This is a genomic window from Gluconacetobacter dulcium, assembly GCF_014174165.1.
Taxonomy (GTDB): Bacteria; Pseudomonadota; Alphaproteobacteria; order Acetobacterales; family Acetobacteraceae; genus Gluconacetobacter; species Gluconacetobacter dulcium.
In genome coordinates this window covers 25,035-41,638 of record NZ_JABEQN010000008.1, presented here as the reverse complement: position 1 = coordinate 41,638, position 16,604 = coordinate 25,035, and the positions used below count along the sequence as shown (strand labels likewise).

At 60.5% G+C, this 16,604-nt stretch carries 19 protein-coding genes; 9 read left to right on the top strand and 10 right to left on the bottom strand.

The window, feature by feature from the left end; genetic code table 11:
* Nucleotides 1–2: 2 nt before the first annotated feature.
* The 3 genes from kdpB to HLH25_RS08345 are packed head-to-tail and all read right to left on the bottom strand — an operon-like array spanning nucleotide 3 to nucleotide 3,893.
* Nucleotides 3–2,078 carry a potassium-transporting ATPase subunit KdpB gene (kdpB, locus tag HLH25_RS08355; RefSeq protein WP_182973621.1) on the bottom strand — a complete coding sequence of 692 codons (2,076 nt, stop codon included), beginning with the start codon at nucleotides 2,076–2,078 and terminating at the stop codon, nucleotides 3–5.
* A gap of 14 nt (nucleotides 2,079–2,092) precedes the next feature.
* Complete coding sequence (gene kdpA, locus HLH25_RS08350; protein ID WP_182973620.1) at nucleotides 2,093–3,799, bottom strand: potassium-transporting ATPase subunit KdpA; 1,707 nt, start codon at nucleotides 3,797–3,799, stop codon at nucleotides 2,093–2,095.
* A 4-nt stretch (nucleotides 3,800–3,803) separates the two neighbouring features.
* Nucleotides 3,804–3,893, bottom strand: a complete 90-nt coding sequence (locus tag HLH25_RS08345) for a potassium-transporting ATPase subunit F (protein WP_114727904.1) — start codon at nucleotides 3,891–3,893, stop codon at nucleotides 3,804–3,806.
* A 403-nt stretch (nucleotides 3,894–4,296) separates the two neighbouring features.
* On the opposite strand from HLH25_RS08345, the gene HLH25_RS08340 reads away from it, so the two are divergent.
* Entirely contained in the window at nucleotides 4,297–5,493 is a 1,197-nt protein-coding gene (locus tag HLH25_RS08340) for an outer membrane beta-barrel protein (protein WP_456305503.1), read from the top strand.
* Nucleotides 5,494–5,648: 155 nt separating this feature from the next.
* Entirely contained in the window at nucleotides 5,649–6,677 is a 1,029-nt protein-coding gene (locus tag HLH25_RS08335; RefSeq protein WP_182973619.1) for an IS110 family RNA-guided transposase, read from the top strand.
* A 287-nt stretch (nucleotides 6,678–6,964) separates the two neighbouring features.
* Here the strand turns inward: HLH25_RS08335 and HLH25_RS08330 are convergent, their stop codons facing one another.
* Both HLH25_RS08330 and HLH25_RS08325 read right to left on the bottom strand, forming a co-directional pair.
* The gene (locus tag HLH25_RS08330; RefSeq protein ID WP_182973618.1) at nucleotides 6,965–7,282 is read right to left on the bottom strand and encodes a hypothetical protein; all 318 of its coding nucleotides are present in this window, start codon (nucleotides 7,280–7,282) and stop codon (nucleotides 6,965–6,967) included.
* Complete coding sequence (locus tag HLH25_RS08325) at nucleotides 7,275–7,901, bottom strand: recombinase family protein (protein WP_182973617.1); 627 nt, start codon at nucleotides 7,899–7,901, stop codon at nucleotides 7,275–7,277. Before HLH25_RS08325 ends, HLH25_RS08330 begins: the two co-directional genes overlap by 8 nt.
* Nucleotides 7,902–8,049: 148 nt before the next feature.
* Between HLH25_RS08325 and HLH25_RS08320 the strand changes: the two genes are divergently transcribed.
* The 6 genes from HLH25_RS08320 (at nucleotide 8,050) to HLH25_RS08295 (ending at nucleotide 10,486) form a co-directional block, all read left to right on the top strand.
* The gene (locus tag HLH25_RS08320; protein WP_182973616.1) at nucleotides 8,050–8,709 is read left to right on the top strand and encodes a hypothetical protein; all 660 of its coding nucleotides are present in this window, start codon (nucleotides 8,050–8,052) and stop codon (nucleotides 8,707–8,709) included.
* A gap of 33 nt (nucleotides 8,710–8,742) precedes the next feature.
* Nucleotides 8,743–9,201: a hypothetical protein gene (locus tag HLH25_RS08315; protein WP_182973615.1), complete on the top strand. Its 459-nt coding sequence runs from the start codon at nucleotides 8,743–8,745 to the stop codon at nucleotides 9,199–9,201.
* Nucleotides 9,202–9,218: 17 nt separating this feature from the next.
* Nucleotides 9,219–9,482, top strand: a complete 264-nt coding sequence (locus HLH25_RS08310) for a hypothetical protein (RefSeq protein WP_182973614.1) — start codon at nucleotides 9,219–9,221, stop codon at nucleotides 9,480–9,482.
* A gap of 145 nt (nucleotides 9,483–9,627) precedes the next feature.
* Nucleotides 9,628–9,909, top strand: coding sequence for a hypothetical protein (locus tag HLH25_RS08305; protein WP_182973613.1), 282 nt, complete (start codon nucleotides 9,628–9,630; stop codon nucleotides 9,907–9,909).
* Between the two features lie 16 nt (nucleotides 9,910–9,925).
* Nucleotides 9,926–10,177: a hypothetical protein gene (locus HLH25_RS08300; RefSeq protein ID WP_182973612.1), complete on the top strand. Its 252-nt coding sequence runs from the start codon at nucleotides 9,926–9,928 to the stop codon at nucleotides 10,175–10,177.
* A gap of 27 nt (nucleotides 10,178–10,204) precedes the next feature.
* Complete coding sequence (locus HLH25_RS08295) at nucleotides 10,205–10,486, top strand: hypothetical protein (protein ID WP_182973611.1); 282 nt, start codon at nucleotides 10,205–10,207, stop codon at nucleotides 10,484–10,486.
* 199 nt (nucleotides 10,487–10,685) lie between these two features.
* Here HLH25_RS08295 and HLH25_RS08290 read toward each other — a convergent pair whose 3' ends face one another.
* Entirely contained in the window at nucleotides 10,686–13,076 is a 2,391-nt protein-coding gene (locus tag HLH25_RS08290; protein WP_182973610.1) for a TonB-dependent receptor, read from the bottom strand.
* Between the two features lie 238 nt (nucleotides 13,077–13,314).
* Here HLH25_RS08290 and HLH25_RS08285 point away from each other — a divergent pair, with 238 nt between their 5' ends.
* Nucleotides 13,315–13,452 (top strand): hypothetical protein, encoded by a 138-nt coding sequence (locus HLH25_RS08285; protein ID WP_182973609.1) that lies wholly within the window; start codon nucleotides 13,315–13,317, stop codon nucleotides 13,450–13,452.
* A gap of 412 nt (nucleotides 13,453–13,864) precedes the next feature.
* On the opposite strand, the gene HLH25_RS08280 is transcribed toward HLH25_RS08285, so the two are convergent.
* From HLH25_RS08280 to HLH25_RS08265, 4 genes are all read right to left on the bottom strand, one after another.
* Nucleotides 13,865–15,073 (bottom strand): FAD-dependent oxidoreductase, encoded by a 1,209-nt coding sequence (locus HLH25_RS08280; RefSeq protein WP_182973608.1) that lies wholly within the window; start codon nucleotides 15,071–15,073, stop codon nucleotides 13,865–13,867.
* Nucleotides 15,074–15,178: 105 nt separating this feature from the next.
* A complete protein-coding gene (locus HLH25_RS08275; RefSeq protein WP_182973607.1) occupies nucleotides 15,179–15,442 on the bottom strand; it encodes a hypothetical protein in 264 nt (87 codons plus the stop codon).
* Between the two features lie 419 nt (nucleotides 15,443–15,861).
* The gene (locus tag HLH25_RS08270; RefSeq protein WP_182973606.1) at nucleotides 15,862–16,056 is read right to left on the bottom strand and encodes a hypothetical protein; all 195 of its coding nucleotides are present in this window, start codon (nucleotides 16,054–16,056) and stop codon (nucleotides 15,862–15,864) included.
* A 106-nt stretch (nucleotides 16,057–16,162) separates the two neighbouring features.
* A complete protein-coding gene (locus tag HLH25_RS08265) occupies nucleotides 16,163–16,321 on the bottom strand; it encodes a hypothetical protein (protein WP_182973605.1) in 159 nt (52 codons plus the stop codon).
* Between the last annotated feature and the right edge of the window lie 283 nt (nucleotides 16,322–16,604).

Below are 16,604 nucleotides of genomic sequence, written 5' to 3'. Positions count from 1 at the left end.
CCTCAGGCCAGGCCGATGCTCGTCACGAGCATGTCGATCAGTTTGATACCGGCGAACGGAACCAGCAGCCCGCCCACCCCGTAGATCAGCAGGTTGCGCCGCAGCAGCACCGCCGCCCCCACCGGGCGATAACGCACGCCCTTCAACGCCAGCGGGATCAGCACGATGATGATCAGCGCGTTGAAGATCACGGCCGAGAGCACGGCACTCTCCGGCGTGGCCAGATGCATGAGGTTCAGCGTCCCCAACTGCGGATAGAAGCCGACGAACATCGCTGGAATGATCGCGAAATATTTCGCCACGTCATTGGCGATCGAAAACGTCGTCAGCGCGCCGCGCGTCATCAGCAACTGCTTGCCGATGCCCACGATCTCGATCAGCTTGGTCGGATCGCTGTCCAGATCGACCATGTTGCCCGCCTCGCGCGCCGCGACCGTGCCGGTATTCATGGCCACGCCCACATCGGCCTGCGCCAGGGCCGGCGCATCGTTGGTCCCGTCGCCGCACATGGCGACCAGCTTGCCCTGGGCCTGCTCCCGGCGGATCAGATCCAGCTTCGCCTCCGGGGTCGCCTGGGCCAGAAAATCATCCACCCCGCTTTCCGCCGCGATCGCCGCCGCCGTCAGCGGATTGTCGCCGGTGATCATGACGGTGCGGATGCCCATCCGGCGCAGTTCGGCGAAGCGTTCGCGGATGCCGCCCTTCACCACGTCCTTCAGATGCACCACGCCCAGCAGGCGCCCGTCATCGGCCACCGCCAACGGCGTGCCGCCCTGGCGGGCGATATCATCAGCGATCGCCCGCACCTCCCCCGCTCCGGCGGCCCCCGCACCCACTGCGGCCAGCACGCTGTCCACCGCCCCCTTGCGGATGCGGCGCGGGCCGATATCCACACCGCTCATGCGCGTCTGGGCGGTAAAGGGCACGAAGACGGCACCCAGCGCATGCATCTCCCGCCCGCGTATCGCGAACTGCTCCTTGGCCAGCACGACGATCGAGCGCCCTTCCGGCGTCTCGTCGGCAAGCGATGCCAGTTGCGCCGCATCGGCCAAATGCTGCTCGCTCACCCCCGACACCGGGGCGAAGCGCGAGGCCTGCCGGTCGCCGATCGTGATGGTCCCCGTCTTGTCCAGCAGCAGCGTATCGACATCCCCCGCCGCCTCCACCGCCCGGCCCGACATGGCCAGCACGTTGAAGCGGATCAGCCGGTCCATGCCCGCTATGCCGATCGCCGACAGCAGCGCGCCGATGGTGGTCGGGATCAGCGTCACGAACAGCGCCACCAGGATCAGCACGCCGATATGCCCGCCCGCATAGCGCACGAAGCTGGGAATGGTCGCGACGGCGAAGATGAAGATCAGCGTCATGCCCGCCAGCAGGATCGTCAGCGCGATCTCGTTGGGCGTCTTCTGCCGCTGCGCGCCCTCGACCAGCGCGATCATGCGATCGAGAAAGGTCGAACCCTGGGCAGCCGTGATGCGCACGATGATCCAGTCCGACAGAACGCGCGTGCCCCCCGTCACCGCCGACCGGTCGCCCCCGCTCTCGCGGATCACAGGCGCCGATTCTCCGGTGATGGCGGATTCATCGACCGACGCGATGCCGTCGATCACCTCGCCGTCGCTGGGAATATGATCCCCGGCCTCGACCAGCACCACATCGCCCACCACCAATTCCGGCGCCGGAATCGGCTGGTAGAGACCCGTGCGGGCATAGAACCCCGCATCGTCGGCCAGCAGCCGCTTGCCCAGCGTCTCCGTGCGGGTCCGCCGCAGGCTGTCGGCCTGCGCCTTGCCGCGCCCCTCGGCCACCGCCTCGGCGAAATTCGCGAACAGCAGCGTAAACCACAACCAGAGATTGATCTGGATGGCGAAGCCCGTATGCGCCTGACCGGTCGCCAGGTCGCGCACCAGCAGCACCGTGGTCAGGATCGTGACGATCTCGACCACGAACATCACCGGATTGCGCCACATGACGCGAGGATCGAGCTTACGAAAACTATCGACGATTGCAGGCAGAAGCAGATCCGCCCGAAGAAGGCCGCCCGTTGCCGAAGAACGGGAAGATTGACGTGTCATGGAGGATCCGCCTCTCAGAACAGGGTGCCGCGCAGCATCGCCAGATGCTCGACGATGGGGCCGAGCGCGAGCGCGGGCAGGAAGGTCAGGCCGCCGACAATCACGATCACACCGCCGACCAGCGCGATGAACAGGCCGTTATCGGTCGGAAAGGTGCCGGAGGTGGCCGGTGCCACCTTCTTCGCTGCCATCGCGCCGGCAATGGCGAGCACGGGAATGATGACGAAGAAGCGCCCCACTACCATGCCGATGCCCAGCGTCAGGTTCCAGAACGGATTGGCGGTCAACCCGCCGAAGGCGCTGCCGTTATTGGCCGCCGCCGAACTGTAGGCATACAGCGCCTCTGTAAAGCCATGCGGACCGCCGGCCGACAGTGCCGACAGTCCAGGCCCCGTCACCACCCCGATCGCGGTAAAGCCCAGCATGGCCAGCGGCAGGCACAGCACCGCCAGCATCGTCATCTTGACTTCGCGCGCCTCGATCTTCTTGCCCAGATATTCCGGCGTGCGGCCCACCATCAGCCCGGCCATGAACACGGCGATGACGGCAAACAGCAGGAAACCATACAGCCCCGAGCCGACCCCGCCGAAAATGACCTCGCCCAGCATCATGTTGACCAGCGGCACCATGCCTCCCAGCGGCAGGAAGCTTTCATGCATCGCATTCACCGCGCCGCACGAGGCATCGGTGGTCACCGTCGCGAACAGCGCCGACGCGGCGATACCGAAGCGCGTTTCCTTCCCTTCCATGTTGCCCAGCGTCGGGTCCACGCCCAGCGCCGCGATGGCCGGGTTGGCATGCGCCTCCGCCCAATAGGTCACACCCACGCCGATCAGGAACAGCAGCGCCATGGCCGAGAAGATGGCCCACCCCTCGCGCTCACGCCCGACCATACGGCCGAACAGGTTGGTCAGCGCCGCACCAAGCGCGAAAATGCACAGCACCTGAACGAAATTGCTCAACGCCGTGGGGTTTTCAAACGGATGGGCCGAGTTGGTATTGAAGAAGCCGCCGCCATTGGTGCCGAGCATCTTGATGGCTTCCTGTGTCGCCACCGGTCCCAGCGCGATCGTCTGGCGCGCGCCTTCCAGCGTCGTCACCTCCACCGATCCATGCAGGGTCTGCGGCACCCCCTGCCAGACGAAAAACACGGCCACGACAACCGAAATCGGCAGCAGCACATACAGCGTCACCCGCACCAGATCGGTCCAGACATTGCCGATCGTGGCCGCACCCCGTCGTGCGAAGCCGCGAATGACGGCCGCCGCCACCGCGATCCCGACGGCGGCGGACGCGAAATTCTGCACCGCGAGCGCCAGCATCTGGCTGAGATGACTCATCGTCGTCTCGCCGCCATAGCTCTGCCAGTTGGTATTCGTCACGAAACTGATCGACGTGTTGTAGGCCAGATCGGGCGCCACCGGCCCCAACCCCGCCGGGTTCAGCGGTAGCAGCACCTGAAAGCGCAGCAACGCATATACCACGACGAAGGACACGGCCGAGAACAGCACCACCCCCGTGGCATACTGCATCCAAGACTGTTCCTCCTCCCAGCGTATCCCGGCAACCCGATAAAGCCCGCGTTCCAGCGGGCCGAAGATCCGCCCCAGAAAATGGGCCTGCCCCTCCAGCACGCGCTGAAGGTATCCGCCCAGCGGCCGCGTCATCGCGATGACGCACAGGAAAAACGCCGCGATGGTGATCCATCCGGAAAGCGACATGGCGTCAGAACCTTTCAGGATGCAGCAGCACGGCGGCGACATAGGCCAGAAGGCCGACCGTCACCCCGCCCGCAAGGACAAGTTCGAATGTCATGGCGTTCAGATCCGCGCACAGAAGGCCACGTAGCCCATGCAGACGACAAATCCGCCGAGCCCGATGCCAAGGTAAAGACAGTCCAGCATGTGAATGCTCCCTTTCACGCACCGGAAGTATCCCGCCGAACCGCATAGGGATGACAGAGGAGGCACCCGCCAATCCCATAGGAAAGTCATAGGAATTCCGCACAAAGCCGCGCCGGCGCCTCGGCACGCCCTTGTCGGCCGCCATCACCTGCGCCTAGCTGCCTTCCATTATCGCCACCACGCATCCCGTCGCGGCGATTCCCGACACTCCTTGTGGAAGACACATGAAAAACGAAACCAGAGAACAGGGCAGTGCGTCATCCCGGCCGCCTTCCCACTCTCCCGCCGCACGCTGGTTCGGCCGCATGGCCGTCATGGCGGCCATCGTCCTGCCCGAGGCCGCGCTGGCCGATGCTGCCCTGGCCGACGACGCTGCCGACTGGCTGCACGGCATCACCGTCGCCGGCCAGGTCGAGGGCGGCATCAACGCCAACCCCGCGCGCCCCGCCAACGGCGTCAATTTCGGCCAGTTCTTCGGCGACCGGGCCAACCAGGCGCAACTCGACCAGCTCACGCTCACGGTCTCGCGCGCCGTCGATCCCACCGTCCAGCAGATGCAGGTGGGTTTCTTATTACGCGGGCTCTACGGTGCCGACGGCCGTTACTTCAACATCGCGGGCATAACCGACCGCGCCATCACCAGCCGCTATCAGTTCATCATCCCGCAGGCGCATCTCGACGTGCACCTGCCGCTGATGCGCCACGGGCTGGACATCCAGGCCGGCATCCTCTCGTCCCCCATGGGGGTGGAATCGCTCGATCCCGCCCTGCGCCCGTTCTATACGCTGTCCTACACGACCGAATATTCCACGCCGTTCGAACATGTCGGCGCCATGGTCCAGTGGCACCTCACCAGCCATCTCGATGCGCTGTTCGGCATCGACACCGGCAATCAGGTCTCGTTCGGCAAGGGTGACAACAACGACGCTCCGGCGGGCTATTTCGGCCTCGCGGCAACCGGTCTGGCCGGCGGCCGGCTGTCCGTCACCTATCTGGGGCGCGTCGGGCCGGAAGATTCGGTGCGTGCTCTGGGCAACCGCGCCAATTCTGCGCAACGATTCTGGAACGACCTCAGCGGCACCTTCAAATTCACCGACCGCTTCTCCGCGACCGCGGAACTCAACCTGCTGCACGACGCAGGACTGCACGCCAACACCTACAGCGCCGTCGGCTATCTCAGCTATCAGGTCAGTTCCTCTCTCACGCTCAATGCGCGCGGCGAGATTTATCGCGACGATACCGGGCTGCTCGTCACATCCTTCATCGCCGACGATGCCTATATGCGCTCCACGCTCGGCCAGCCCACCCGCACCCAGTCCGCCCCCGCCACCACGTATGGGGCTCTGACACTGGGCGCCACCTGGCACCCCACGCTCGGCCACCCCGTCAAGCTGTTCGAACTCCGGCCCGAAATCCGCTTCGACCGGTCGTTGAACGGCACGCACCCATTCAACGACCTGCGCAATACCGGCCAGTTCACCTTCGGCATCGACGCCGTGCTGGGATTCTGAAATCAGCGCGGCAAACCGGAAACGCTTTGTTTAGATTCGACGATATGCTCTCGGCCGTCTGGTTGTCAGATGGGGTGGTTGCCGTCCTCCCCGAACGGCATCGCAATGTGCCACTGTGGTGGTTGGAAACTCAGCCACGGAAGAGAGGACGGCAAATGAAAGATACGATGATCGGGGTGGATCTGGCAAAGAACGTATTTCAGATTCACGCTGCGTCCCGGGTGGGCGAAGTGCTGTTTCGCAAGAAAGTCCGCCGCCCGCAGTTCCTGGAGTTCATGGCGAGCCAGCCTCGCGCGCTCGTGGTGATGGAGGCGTGCGGAAGCGCGCATCACTGGGCGCGAGAGCTCACGAACTTGGGACATGAGGTGAAGCTGATTGCACCGCAGTACGTGCGTCCCTTTGTCAAACGCCAGAAGAATGACGCCGCCGATGCCGAGGCGATTGTGATCGCGGCACGGCAGCCGGAGATGCGCTTTGTGGTGCCGAAGACGGAGGCGCAGCAGGCGCGTGCTGTCCTATTTCGCAGTCGTGACCGCTTGGTCCATCAGAGGACCGAACTCGTCAACGCCCTGCGAGCGACACTCTACGAGTTTGGTCTTGTCGTACCGAAAGGGCTGGGCCATCTCAGTAGTATTGAGGAGTTCCTTGAGGATAATAGTGTGTCACTTCCCGAGGTTGTCCGTGAGGAATGCCGCGATCTCCTGACCCAGATCGATGAACAATCGGTTCGGATTACCGAGAAAACACGTGCGATGGTCGAATTGTCGAATGAAAGCGGTGTCGCACAGCGCCTGGAATCCCTGCCTGGGGTCGGACCTCTGACGGCCCTGGCGATCGAAGCGTTTGCTCCTTCTATGAAAAACTTCCGTTGCGGCCGCGATTTCGCCGCATGGCTCGGTCTTGTTCCCCGGCAGTTTTCATCCGGGGGCAAAGAGCGGCTGGGCCGGATTTCGAAGGCCGGTCAAGCCGACATCCGTCGACTTCTAATTATTGGCGCTATGACGCGGGTGAACTGGGCGAGCCGCAAGCCACCTGTTCCTGGCACGTGGCTCGCGCGGATGCTTGAGCGTAAGCCCCGTATGCTGGTTGCGATCGCCCTGGCAAACAAGATGGCGCGGACCGTCTGGGCTATGCTGACGAAGCAGGAGAATTATCGGGATCCGGTTCTGTCTGCGGCGGCATGAGATGACCTCAGTCGCGCATGGACAGAACCGGTAAGGGGGTGTGAGAAGGCGACGACCCATATGGGCGCATGATCGAGCCGATCCGGAGCGGGAAAACCAGCCAATGACTGGGTGCCATTGAGCACGGTTGTCAGATTTGGACCCAATCCGCAGATCACCATATCGGCCAGCGGCTTCTGAAAACGCCGCGTTCAAAGGCCTGACAGAAGACCGCAGTCGATCACTCGTTCACTGAGTCAGATACTTCTTGCACTATGGACGGCAACCACAGAAGTCATGGTCCGCTCCTACGATCCGGCAACGTAGGTAATGACCTTTGTATCGCCATTCCAAGACAAGACGCCATCACTGATGCCCGAATCTAAGCAATGTCTTGCGTTCTGCGGATGAATTTCAAAACGTGACTGCAATTTTTTTAGAAGGTCGGATGCTGGGAGCGACTTGCCCGGGGCTTCCATAAGAATGTCTTTAATATCTATCAAAATTCCTTGCGAGAGCGCGGAGTCTAATCTCTCTGCGGCTTTCCCCGCATCAGCCCGATTCACATCAACGCCACTTAGCGTTGCCATATTCTTTTTGCTCCCGGTCGTCGGCTCGTCAGTCATTGGTGCTATCCTTCCTCATGTTCTTGGCCCGCCGATAGATGGCTTGCCGGGTCACTCCATAATCTGCGGCGACTTCGCCCGATTTCTCACCGGCCTGTATTCGTGTCATGGCTTCGGCGACCTGAGAATCCGAAAGAACCGCTTTCCGTCCTCCCGTCTTGCCTCTTGCCCGCGCTGCCGCCAGTCCGTTGATGGTCCGCTCGACGATCAGCTCCCGTTCCCATTGAGCCATCGCCGCAATGATAGCGAAAATCAGGCGTCCCGTTGCGGTCCGCGTATCAAGGTCCATAGAAAGAACCTTCAAATCAGCTCCCTTGTCGTGGAGCGCTTTGACCGTCTGCACCACTTCAATGAGGTCTCTTCCGAGACGATCTATCGCGGTGACAACGAGGACGTCACCATCGCGCAACTCCTTCCAACAATTCTTCCAGCCAGGACGCTCCATGTGCTTCCCGCTGGCCTTATCCTGGAATATCGCCGCTGACTCGACTCCAAAGTGGAGCAACTGATCAATCTGACTTTGGTTGTTCTGGTCATTGGTGCTGACGCGGGCGTATCCGATTAGCGTGCGGTGCTCAGGCTCCCGTGGAGGATCTGACAAGTTGAAAACCTTGTTCAATGAGACGAATTTTTATAACACGGAATATCATTTGTTGTCAACTTGGTTGACAGCCTGAGTAGTGTAAACTATGGTGACAACATACACCAGGGAGGCGCCGCTTTCGCGACCCCGGCCAACAGGTGACCCGATGACTGCAGGTGAATAAATGAACGTTGGGCTGAGCGACCTTCTTCTGGAATGTATAGTTTCTATAGTTTCGACTATTATTATCGTGCCATTGATCATGAGAGGAAGATTTTATCAGACGACGATTTATTTCTTTATTTTCACCGCATACATAACTATTTCCGCGTTGCTTTTTCTGAAAATCAATGGGTATATTGATTTAAATCTCAGGCCGACAAACAAAATTGGGAGTGTCGTTTCAGCGGTCATTATGTCCTACATAGATATAAAAATGGACCTTTATATCTACCTCTGGATTTTCGGTCTATTCGTTGTTCCTAATGTAATAAGTTACCTATGCGCTGGTCTTTTCGGGTATGCAAGATCCGTAAGGGTCTCTTTCTTTGTTCGGTATTTCTTATTGGTTGTTACAAAGGGACTTATTGCCTTTTCTGGTGCTGGATTTGCGATACTATCGTTTGGCATAATGGTTGGAGTTCCAAGAAACGTTAACACTATAACTATAGTGTACGCTCTATTCGCAATTCCTATTTATTTAAATATATCACTACTTATTTTACTGGCGTATGATGCGTCATTTATTCCATATATTGGAAAATTTCCTGCAATTTCCGCATTAATTAGATTCTCTCAACGGAAGGTTCACGATGGCTCTGGGAACAGCGATGAACCGCGCTGACCAATGTTGACCTAAACCCCGGATTAAGAAAGGATGGCGACCACTTTGGTGTTAACTCCCGGCGAAGTAATGCAGGTCCAGAAATCGAGTGCGGCCACGTTAGTAGATGGTGTTCCGTCTGTGCTTCTCTTGCAAAGAAATGGTGCGCGTTATTATTTGGACAACTCCGTTCTGGAACCTTCTGACAATCAGATTGATGCGGCAATCTCCTTCTACAGGTCCAGGTTGCAATGGAATCTTTCAAGGGACGAGTGCCGGGCGCTCCTCGTGTTAAATCCAAAAGCTCGCATCAAGCTGGCCGACTATGGCGATGTAGACAGTGAGGTCCGTGATCTTCTCGCCGATGCGGTGGCTCAGACTTTGCTCGGATGTTCGTGGCCGACTTACGGCGACAAGGTGGATGTTTCCGAATTCACGGCGCTGCTGCACAGTCAGGCGGCTGCAATTGGGTTCGGATCGCCTGTCTGTGAAGACAGCACACCTGACAACTAAATCCCGGAGAGACACCCATGACCCGCTTCGAACATCGTGAACTCCGCCGGGCCTCTCGGATGCTGACTGACAGCAAGCCCGTTCTGGTTGAAGCGCTGCGCAACATGCCGACGATCTGCCCGCCGCGCGTGGTCAAGCAGAGAAAGGCGGACTTGGAGCGCGTCGTGCGCGGGGCCCTGTGGCGCGACGACCTCGACCCGACGCGGATAGCCATGCAGATGGCCCTACGCGACGCGCGGCGGGCCTTGCTCGGCCCCTTGATGCGCGGCGCTAACACTTAACTCTCGGGGGCCATCGATGCCCGATAATCCTATCTGGTCGTGTGATGACCGGGGACCGCGCGGCGACTGCCGAAACCCCCACGGGTGCCATTGCGATGAAATCGCTGGTCTGGTCGCCCAGGTGGAACAGCTCAAAAGAACGAGCATGGTAAGCCTGCCGATGAAGCACCTCCCTGAAGACGCGGTTGACCTGGCGGCGCGGGCGATCGCCGCCGAGGCCGCGCACCACATCAAGACGATGTATCCGGCCGCCGCTCAAGCGGTCACTTGGGGAAGCTGCAAGCGGTCTTTGGCTGGTGTGATCCGCAACGGCATGCGGCGGCTTGGCGATGCGGCTGAACGCGGAGAGATGGAAGCCGAAATCCGCGCCATGCGCAGCCAGCGCGCTCGCGAGGACGAAAGCCCCGCGCCCACTCTGTCCACCTAACCCCGGAGTAGAAACTATGGGGATTGATCTTTTGCTCGGCGCCGTCGGCGCTGTTCTGAGCGCGATTATGGTGAGGAGGCAGTATAGGGAAGAAACTGCTTCTGGCTCGCTGAGCAGCAAGAGTAAGGCGCGGTTCGTTATCATGGGCGTGGCGCTTTGGATTGGATTTATGGCCGTCGGTGAGTTCGGTGATCGCGCAATGCTCTCTTACACGCATGCGCAGGAGGCCACATCCGGTCAAGCACTCAAGGCGTCGCACCCGTCCTGAGACCGAAACCCCGAGAGAAAAGTCCATATGCCAAATATGCCAGATGAAATCCGTGCAAACCTTGATGCGGCTCTACAACACCTCATGGATAAAGTACACTTACCGGCTCTTGATGAAGCCGCCCCGATCCCTAAAGAAAGCAAGGCACATCATAGGTTCCATACTGCAGAGCATTACCTCAACAAACTTCCAAAAGAGTTTCTCTCCTTGTCGAAAATAGAGGAAATGCGCAACCTGTGGGATGCAAAAAGATTCCAGCCGGTTCTTGCCTTAATACAGGAACTCAGGCTCAGGGCTAAGCTCCTCTGACTGTTACCAGCACCACTGACACCGAAACCCCGGCCTTGTATGATCGACGAGGCGTTCTAAGACCTGGTTCAGGGGCAACAGCTGTCCGTCTCCTGCCGCCAGACATTGGTGCCGGGTTCGGTCCTGTGGCGCGTCTCGTCTCACAAGGCAACGAATAGGTGATGGGCGCTGCTTCATCGTTACTCCGCCCGCGGAGGTATCAGAAATTGTAGGCGAGGCTGCCGTAGAACGTGCGCGGGGCGCCCATGTTGAAGGACTGGTAGTCGCCGGACATCGGGTTTCCGTTTTCGCCGAGTTGGCCGATATATTTGTCGTTCAGAAGATTATAAACATTGAACGAGATCGTGAGATTGCCGGGGCCGATCTTTCTGGGGACATGATAGGAGGCGCCCGTATTGACCAGCCAGTATCCCGGTACAGTCACATCGTTGACGTAGCTGAGGGGGCGGGAGGACGTGTAGGCCGCGCTGATATTCACCGACATCTGCTTGTAGGTGTACATCGCCGTCGACTTATACATATATCGCGGATAATTGACTTCGCGTTTGCCCTTGAGGGCGTAGGTCACGCCATCAGTTGTAACATCGCTGTCGTATTTCGAGCTATTATAGCTGAATGAATTGGTGATATCGAAGCCGGGGATCGGCGTGACGGTCAGTGACGTGTCGACGCCATACATCTGCACGGACCCGAGATTGGCGAGTGTAGACTGGGAATTGACGATCGAGCCAATCGTGATGGAGCCCACGCGGTTTCGGTAATCGGTATGATACAGGTCCACCAGCCCGCGGACATAGGGTGATGAGTAGCGATAGCCTACTTCGTACACATAGTCGGATTCGGGCTCGATGTTCTGCTTGATATAGTTGAAGGTCTGCCAGTCGGCCGCGCCCCAGGGCGAGGAGGAATTGTAGCTGCCCGGACCGAAGACCGACATGTTCTTCGAGAAATCGAAAAATACCTCGTTATGATGATCGAGGCGATATGTGATGCCGACCTGTGGCAGAAATGCGGAATTATAGTTCAGCTTGCCATAGGGCAGCGACGTCTGGCCGGTATAGTCGGGATTGTTGCCGTTGATACGCGACGTGCCGGAATAGATGATCGAACGGAATCCGGCATTGATCGTCAGTCCCTTGACGGGCTTGTACGTATCCTGGAGATGAATCTGCAGAGTATCGAAATGATAGCCGATATTGTAGGGGCTTGCATACCATGCCGAATGCGGTAGGGAGTTGTGCGAATTCAGCGGCGTGCCCTCGCCCAGGACCGGCTCCTGATACAATCCCTTGCCATAATCGTAGTTCGTATGATCGTACCAGACACCACCTTCGATGACGTGGTGGGAGATCCGATATTTCAGGCTCGCGGTTAGGCCGCCATCCTGCTGGGTATGATGGAAATCCTGTTCGGTAATGGGTGCGCCGTTCGGACCGGTCAAATAGGGCGAGGCCCACAGGCCGTGGTGTGAAGCGCCGATTCCGTAAAGCGTTACATCCAGGCTGAGGTGGCTGTTGAACTGGTTGTCGTATTTGACGTATGTCATGTAATTGCTGAACCGGTTCGGACCGTCATAATATGACGCGTCTTCCGGATCGCTTAACTTGTCGTATCCGGCGGGCAGCGTGCCACCGGGCAGTCCCTGGGCATATTGGGCTGCATGATACGCGGCGGCATAGTTCGGTTTGTAATAGGTTATGCGTTGGCCGAGCTTGTTCAGGATGTCCATCGACAGGTCGGGATATGGGTCGCTGGAATTGTAGGCCCAGGCGAAGAAGGCCTGCAGGTGCGAATGCTCATCGATCGGCTGATCGAGTTTCGCGTTCACGACCTGACGAAATTCGGAACCGCCCCCGACCCATTGCCCTTCGGATGCACGGTCGTAGGAAACGAAGAACTTGGTGCCATAGGGACCGATCTTACCGCTGTCGAAGCGGATGAACGTGTCATAGGCGGCGTAGCTGCCAAAGGTTTGCGAAATCGTGCCGCCGCGTTTGTCCTTCGGCGTATCGGTCGTCCATCCTATATGGCCACCCAGATTCGAGACCGACGGGACGTCAACGCCGCCGGCCCCCTGCGAGACCGAGACGTGACCCAGATTGGACTGCGAGACGAAATTTTGCACGTCCAGGGCCGGCACGCCGTCGATCGTGCTGGCTAGGTCCCCTACCTCGAAGCCGCGGATATACATGTCCCACGACCAGATATCGATACCCAGCGGGTCGCTGCTCATGAACGTGACACCGGGCAACTGGTTCAGCATCTTCAGCGGGTTCGTGCCGGGGGCGTAGGTCTTGAACTGCTCCTTGTCCATGACCTGCACCTGGCGGGTCGAACCCATGCCGACGATGCTGACGCTCTCCGGGTGAGCCTGCGCAGGAGCGGAGCCCACTCCCTGCTTTCCGGGCGCCTTCTTGGCCGTCTTCTTCCGGGCGGCCGTGGCCGAGGTCTTCGCCTTGTCGCCGGTGGCCGGGACGGTGTCCGCCAGCGCGAGCGGTGCAACTAGGCTCAGGGAGAGAAACGAGGCCGCCGAAGCAAGCCCCAGTTTTCTTGCCGTACGAAAACGACCGCGCTTAGCCTGCGATGCCATGCGATGCTGCTCCTGCAACGTGTTTGTTCTGTATTCGAAAATATAGACGACGTTACGAGAATGATCCAATTTCGTTTATGCACCCATCGCTTAACCTGTGGCTATGGACAGTGGGGGGCGACGGCATGCTTCTGACGGTAGTTCGTAGAGTGTGCCCATTTGGCATCTGGGTGTCGTGGAAACGCATTGTCCACAGATACGCGTTCAGCCAGTCCTGCCTGCGCAGGAAGGCGTGGCAATGGCTGGGGAGGGTGCGATCCTCGAACGGCGGGGCAAGGCACGCGCCGTCAGCATGTGGGCCAGCAGGATCGATCACTCGCATTCGACCGCGCGGTCGTCGTCGCCATGGATCGGCGCGTTGATGCCGGCGACCTAGGCCCGTGCGCACTCTTGTGCAGCGGCGGACAGGTAGCGGGTTCCTGCTCGGCGTCGCCCCGGAACAGTATCAGCTGGTTGGCGGTGTTGGAGGGCACGAATGCGGCGGCGAACAGTTCGGCTAGCCGGCCCAGCGACCGGTGGTGGCCGGAAACGAGCTCCCACCGCCAATCCCGCACCACCAGATATCCGTCGGCGAAGAAAAGCGTCGGGGACGGTCCGGGCGCGCGCATGGGCGATTCCCCAGTGGTCTTCGAGGATCTCCACCGGTTGGACGAGCCCGGCATGGCCGGCCGGCGGCGGAGCGTCCCCGGCACCGCGTATCGGGCTGGACAGGGTCGCGGCGAAGCCGCTGAGGAGAACCGCGCGACGGGTCGCGTGCATCGGGAATCGTTCCTTCCCTACCCGATGGCTCAGACGTCGGCCCCGGCCACAATCTCTTTCAGCCGCAATGCCGAGCCGACCGCCAGCGTGAAACCGAGGGCGCCATGCCCGACATTGAGCAGCAGATTGTCATACCGGGTCCGCGCAATGACCGGAACGCCGGTCGGTGTCGCGGGGCGCAGTCCGACCCATGGCGCGTCCTCGCCCCCGCCGAACGCGCCCGGTAGCGTCGCCGCCACCAATGCGCGCAGTTCTGCCAGGCGCCGTGGGTCGGGAGGCGTGTCATCCGTTCCGATATCGACCATGGCCGCGACCCGAAGGCGGTCGCCCAGCCCGGCATAGACCACCCGATTGTCGTAATCAGTTACGCTGACTGCGGGCAGGGTGCCGGGTTGGGGTCGGGTTGTCAGGCTGTACCCCTTGAGGCCATAGAGTGGCAGGTCGATGCCCAGCGGGCGTGCCAGCGCGCGAGAAGCGATGCCCGCGGCGAGGATCACCAGATCGGCTTCGAACGGCCTGCCATTCACGCGTAGGGCGCAGCGGCTCCCTCTGCCGGGCGCGAGTGCGGCCTTGCCCTGGACCATGCGGAAAGCCGGTTGCCTCGTCAGCGCCTTGCGCAGGGCTGTGCAGAACAGGAAGCAATCCCCGACCTCGTCTTCGGGCGAGAAGATCCCGCCCGCGATCCGGGACTGCAATCCAGCGAATGCCGGTTCGACCGTCATGCATTCGGAAGGGGACAGGGCGCGCTGCAGGTCAGGATCAGTGATGGAGCGCGCCGCGAGGCGGAATTTCGAAGAATCTCGATATAGAACAAGCTTTCCCGGACGGCGCCATAGGAAATCGTCTAGCCCGGCATCGCGCCAGTCCTGCAGTTCCGCCTGCCCCGCCAGGGCCAGGTCGAGCAGGATCGCGGCATTTTTGCGATTCGTCCGCCGGTTGCAGGCCAACATGAAGCCCAGAAGCCAGCGCCACTGCATGGTATCGGCCCGCAGCCGCAGCGAGATCGGCGAATGCGGGCGCAACAGCCAGCCGAGGGCATCGCGAGCCACGCCGGCGTCGGCGAGCGGGCTGACATAGCGGTAGCTGAGCTGCCCGCCATTCGCGAAGCTGGCCTCCTGCCCGACATCCTCGCGGCGCTCGATGAGTGTGACGTCGTGCCCCGCCCCGATGAGGGCGTGGGCCGCGGTGAGGCCGATGACGCCTCCACCGATAATAGTGATGGTCCGTTTGCCGGCCATGGAAGTCCTGAATATCGATAGAGTGGGCGCGTCGGCGCACCGACATGAATGGACCGAGCCTAGAAGAGCCGGATGATTCCGGCCAATGCAAAAGAGGACGGTTTCTTATAACCCATGGTTAAGAGGGACGTGGGAGAAGCTTTGTTCTTTCTTGGAAAAAGAGAGCCAAGAAAAGCTTTCATGCGTACATTTTTTCGGATCGAGGTCCTGCGCGTCGAAGCTGAAATCGGATTGAACCACCCGCATGGTCATGCCGCCCACCTTGCCAGAGAGATCGCGTTCGAACTGCACGTAGGCGTCTTCGGCGCCATCCTGCGCCCGGTTGTCCCAACGGGACACGCACAGGTCATGCCGCAGGGCCGAGAGCATGCACGCGAGCCCGTCGGCGTGGCTGAAGCCACCCGCAGATCCTTCCCGCGCTGGCTGATGGTGATCGGTCCGCGTCCGGCGTCTCGATAGATGCCGACATATTCTTGTCGCATGCTATCGGACAGCGTGATCAAGCGGCGCGCGGGCGAGCCGAGACCGGTGCTGGCGGCCTCCTTCCGCTCAGCCGTCTGTTCGGCATTTCTCTCGTCGCGCCGATTCTGGTCACGGCATAGGCGCTGACGGTCATCGCGATGGCATGGGCTCGCGAACACGCCGATAGCGCTTGTGGTCCCCGCCGGGGCGGGATGTTCGAAATTGTTGCCCACGCCCGTCATCTCACCCAGCCGGTTCAGGTACACCGCCTGGATCATGACGCCGCTCGTCTTCGACAGCAGGGTGGCACCCCGGCTATCGACGCCCTACGGGGCCTCGGGCCTGGACCGCAGCCAGGCCGTCTGGCCCCGGACGGGGACAACGCTGTCATCAAGCGACCATTCCCGCGCCGCATAGCCGGGGCAGTTGATGATCGGCTTTACGGGCAGCGATGTGAGATGGTGCGGGGCGTGGAATTCGGACAGTAACAGGTGGCTGTAGGCGCCGAAATTATAGATCATCAGGGAATGGCCGCCTTGCGTGCGGCGCGGCGACGGGATTTTCCGCCGCCGGAATATGCTCCACGCGCAGGTGCCGCGGCACCAGCCTGGGCCCTCGGAATTGCAGCTAGGGCGGGGCGTCGCCCGCCGATGCGGCGCGTGGCAGGACCGCGCGTTCGTCCGCGACCATCGCCGCCGCACCCAGCGCGCGCCCCGCTGCAAACACGCCCCGGCGCGAAATGACCATGCCCGTATCCATGACCGAGCAGCCACTGTCCCGCTGCATTATCGCCCGCTTCGTCCTCCATAGCCGATCGCGGCAGGCTTAGGAGGCGAAACTTCGTCCACAGGCCATAACCCTAGGCTAACCTCCAACAAGCTCCATGAATTGGTCTGCTGGGGAAATGAAGATTATAACGATTGAGGAATATGACCGATTTGTCAGCGGGGGGATCGACCGTGCCGGTACTTGGAGACTGTTTCAAATGCCCAGCTGCTGAGGGAGCATTGATCCGTGGGACCGCGCCCGGCGTGGGTTTTCGGATGCCGAAGCGGAGCGACCTGATGGT

What these genes read in the sequence shown, in the direction of transcription:
- kdpB (WP_182973621.1), bottom strand. Translation starts at nt 2,078, where the DNA reads ATGACACGTCAATCTTCCCGTTCTTCGGCAACGGGCGGCCTTCTTCGG.
- kdpA (WP_182973620.1), bottom strand. Translation starts at nt 3,799, where the DNA reads ATGTCGCTTTCCGGATGGATCACCATCGCGGCGTTTTTCCTGTGCGTC.
- HLH25_RS08345 (WP_114727904.1), bottom strand. Translation starts at nt 3,893, where the DNA reads ATGACATTCGAACTTGTCCTTGCGGGCGGGGTGACGGTCGGCCTTCTG.
- HLH25_RS08340 (WP_456305503.1), top strand. Translation starts at nt 4,297, where the DNA reads ATGGCGGCCATCGTCCTGCCCGAGGCCGCGCTGGCCGATGCTGCCCTG.
- HLH25_RS08335 (WP_182973619.1), top strand. Translation starts at nt 5,649, where the DNA reads ATGAAAGATACGATGATCGGGGTGGATCTGGCAAAGAACGTATTTCAG.
- HLH25_RS08330 (WP_182973618.1), bottom strand. Translation starts at nt 7,282, where the DNA reads ATGACTGACGAGCCGACGACCGGGAGCAAAAAGAATATGGCAACGCTA.
- HLH25_RS08320 (WP_182973616.1), top strand. Translation starts at nt 8,050, where the DNA reads ATGAACGTTGGGCTGAGCGACCTTCTTCTGGAATGTATAGTTTCTATA.
- HLH25_RS08315 (WP_182973615.1), top strand. Translation starts at nt 8,743, where the DNA reads ATGGCGACCACTTTGGTGTTAACTCCCGGCGAAGTAATGCAGGTCCAG.
- HLH25_RS08310 (WP_182973614.1), top strand. Translation starts at nt 9,219, where the DNA reads ATGACCCGCTTCGAACATCGTGAACTCCGCCGGGCCTCTCGGATGCTG.
- HLH25_RS08305 (WP_182973613.1), top strand. Translation starts at nt 9,628, where the DNA reads ATGGTAAGCCTGCCGATGAAGCACCTCCCTGAAGACGCGGTTGACCTG.
- HLH25_RS08300 (WP_182973612.1), top strand. Translation starts at nt 9,926, where the DNA reads ATGGGGATTGATCTTTTGCTCGGCGCCGTCGGCGCTGTTCTGAGCGCG.
- HLH25_RS08295 (WP_182973611.1), top strand. Translation starts at nt 10,205, where the DNA reads ATGCCAAATATGCCAGATGAAATCCGTGCAAACCTTGATGCGGCTCTA.
- HLH25_RS08290 (WP_182973610.1), bottom strand. Translation starts at nt 13,076, where the DNA reads ATGGCATCGCAGGCTAAGCGCGGTCGTTTTCGTACGGCAAGAAAACTG.
- HLH25_RS08285 (WP_182973609.1), top strand. Translation starts at nt 13,315, where the DNA reads ATGGCTGGGGAGGGTGCGATCCTCGAACGGCGGGGCAAGGCACGCGCC.
- HLH25_RS08280 (WP_182973608.1), bottom strand. Translation starts at nt 15,073, where the DNA reads ATGGCCGGCAAACGGACCATCACTATTATCGGTGGAGGCGTCATCGGC.
- HLH25_RS08275 (WP_182973607.1), bottom strand. Translation starts at nt 15,442, where the DNA reads ATGCTCTCGGCCCTGCGGCATGACCTGTGCGTGTCCCGTTGGGACAAC.
- HLH25_RS08270 (WP_182973606.1), bottom strand. Translation starts at nt 16,056, where the DNA reads ATGATCTATAATTTCGGCGCCTACAGCCACCTGTTACTGTCCGAATTC.
- HLH25_RS08265 (WP_182973605.1), bottom strand. Translation starts at nt 16,321, where the DNA reads ATGCAGCGGGACAGTGGCTGCTCGGTCATGGATACGGGCATGGTCATT.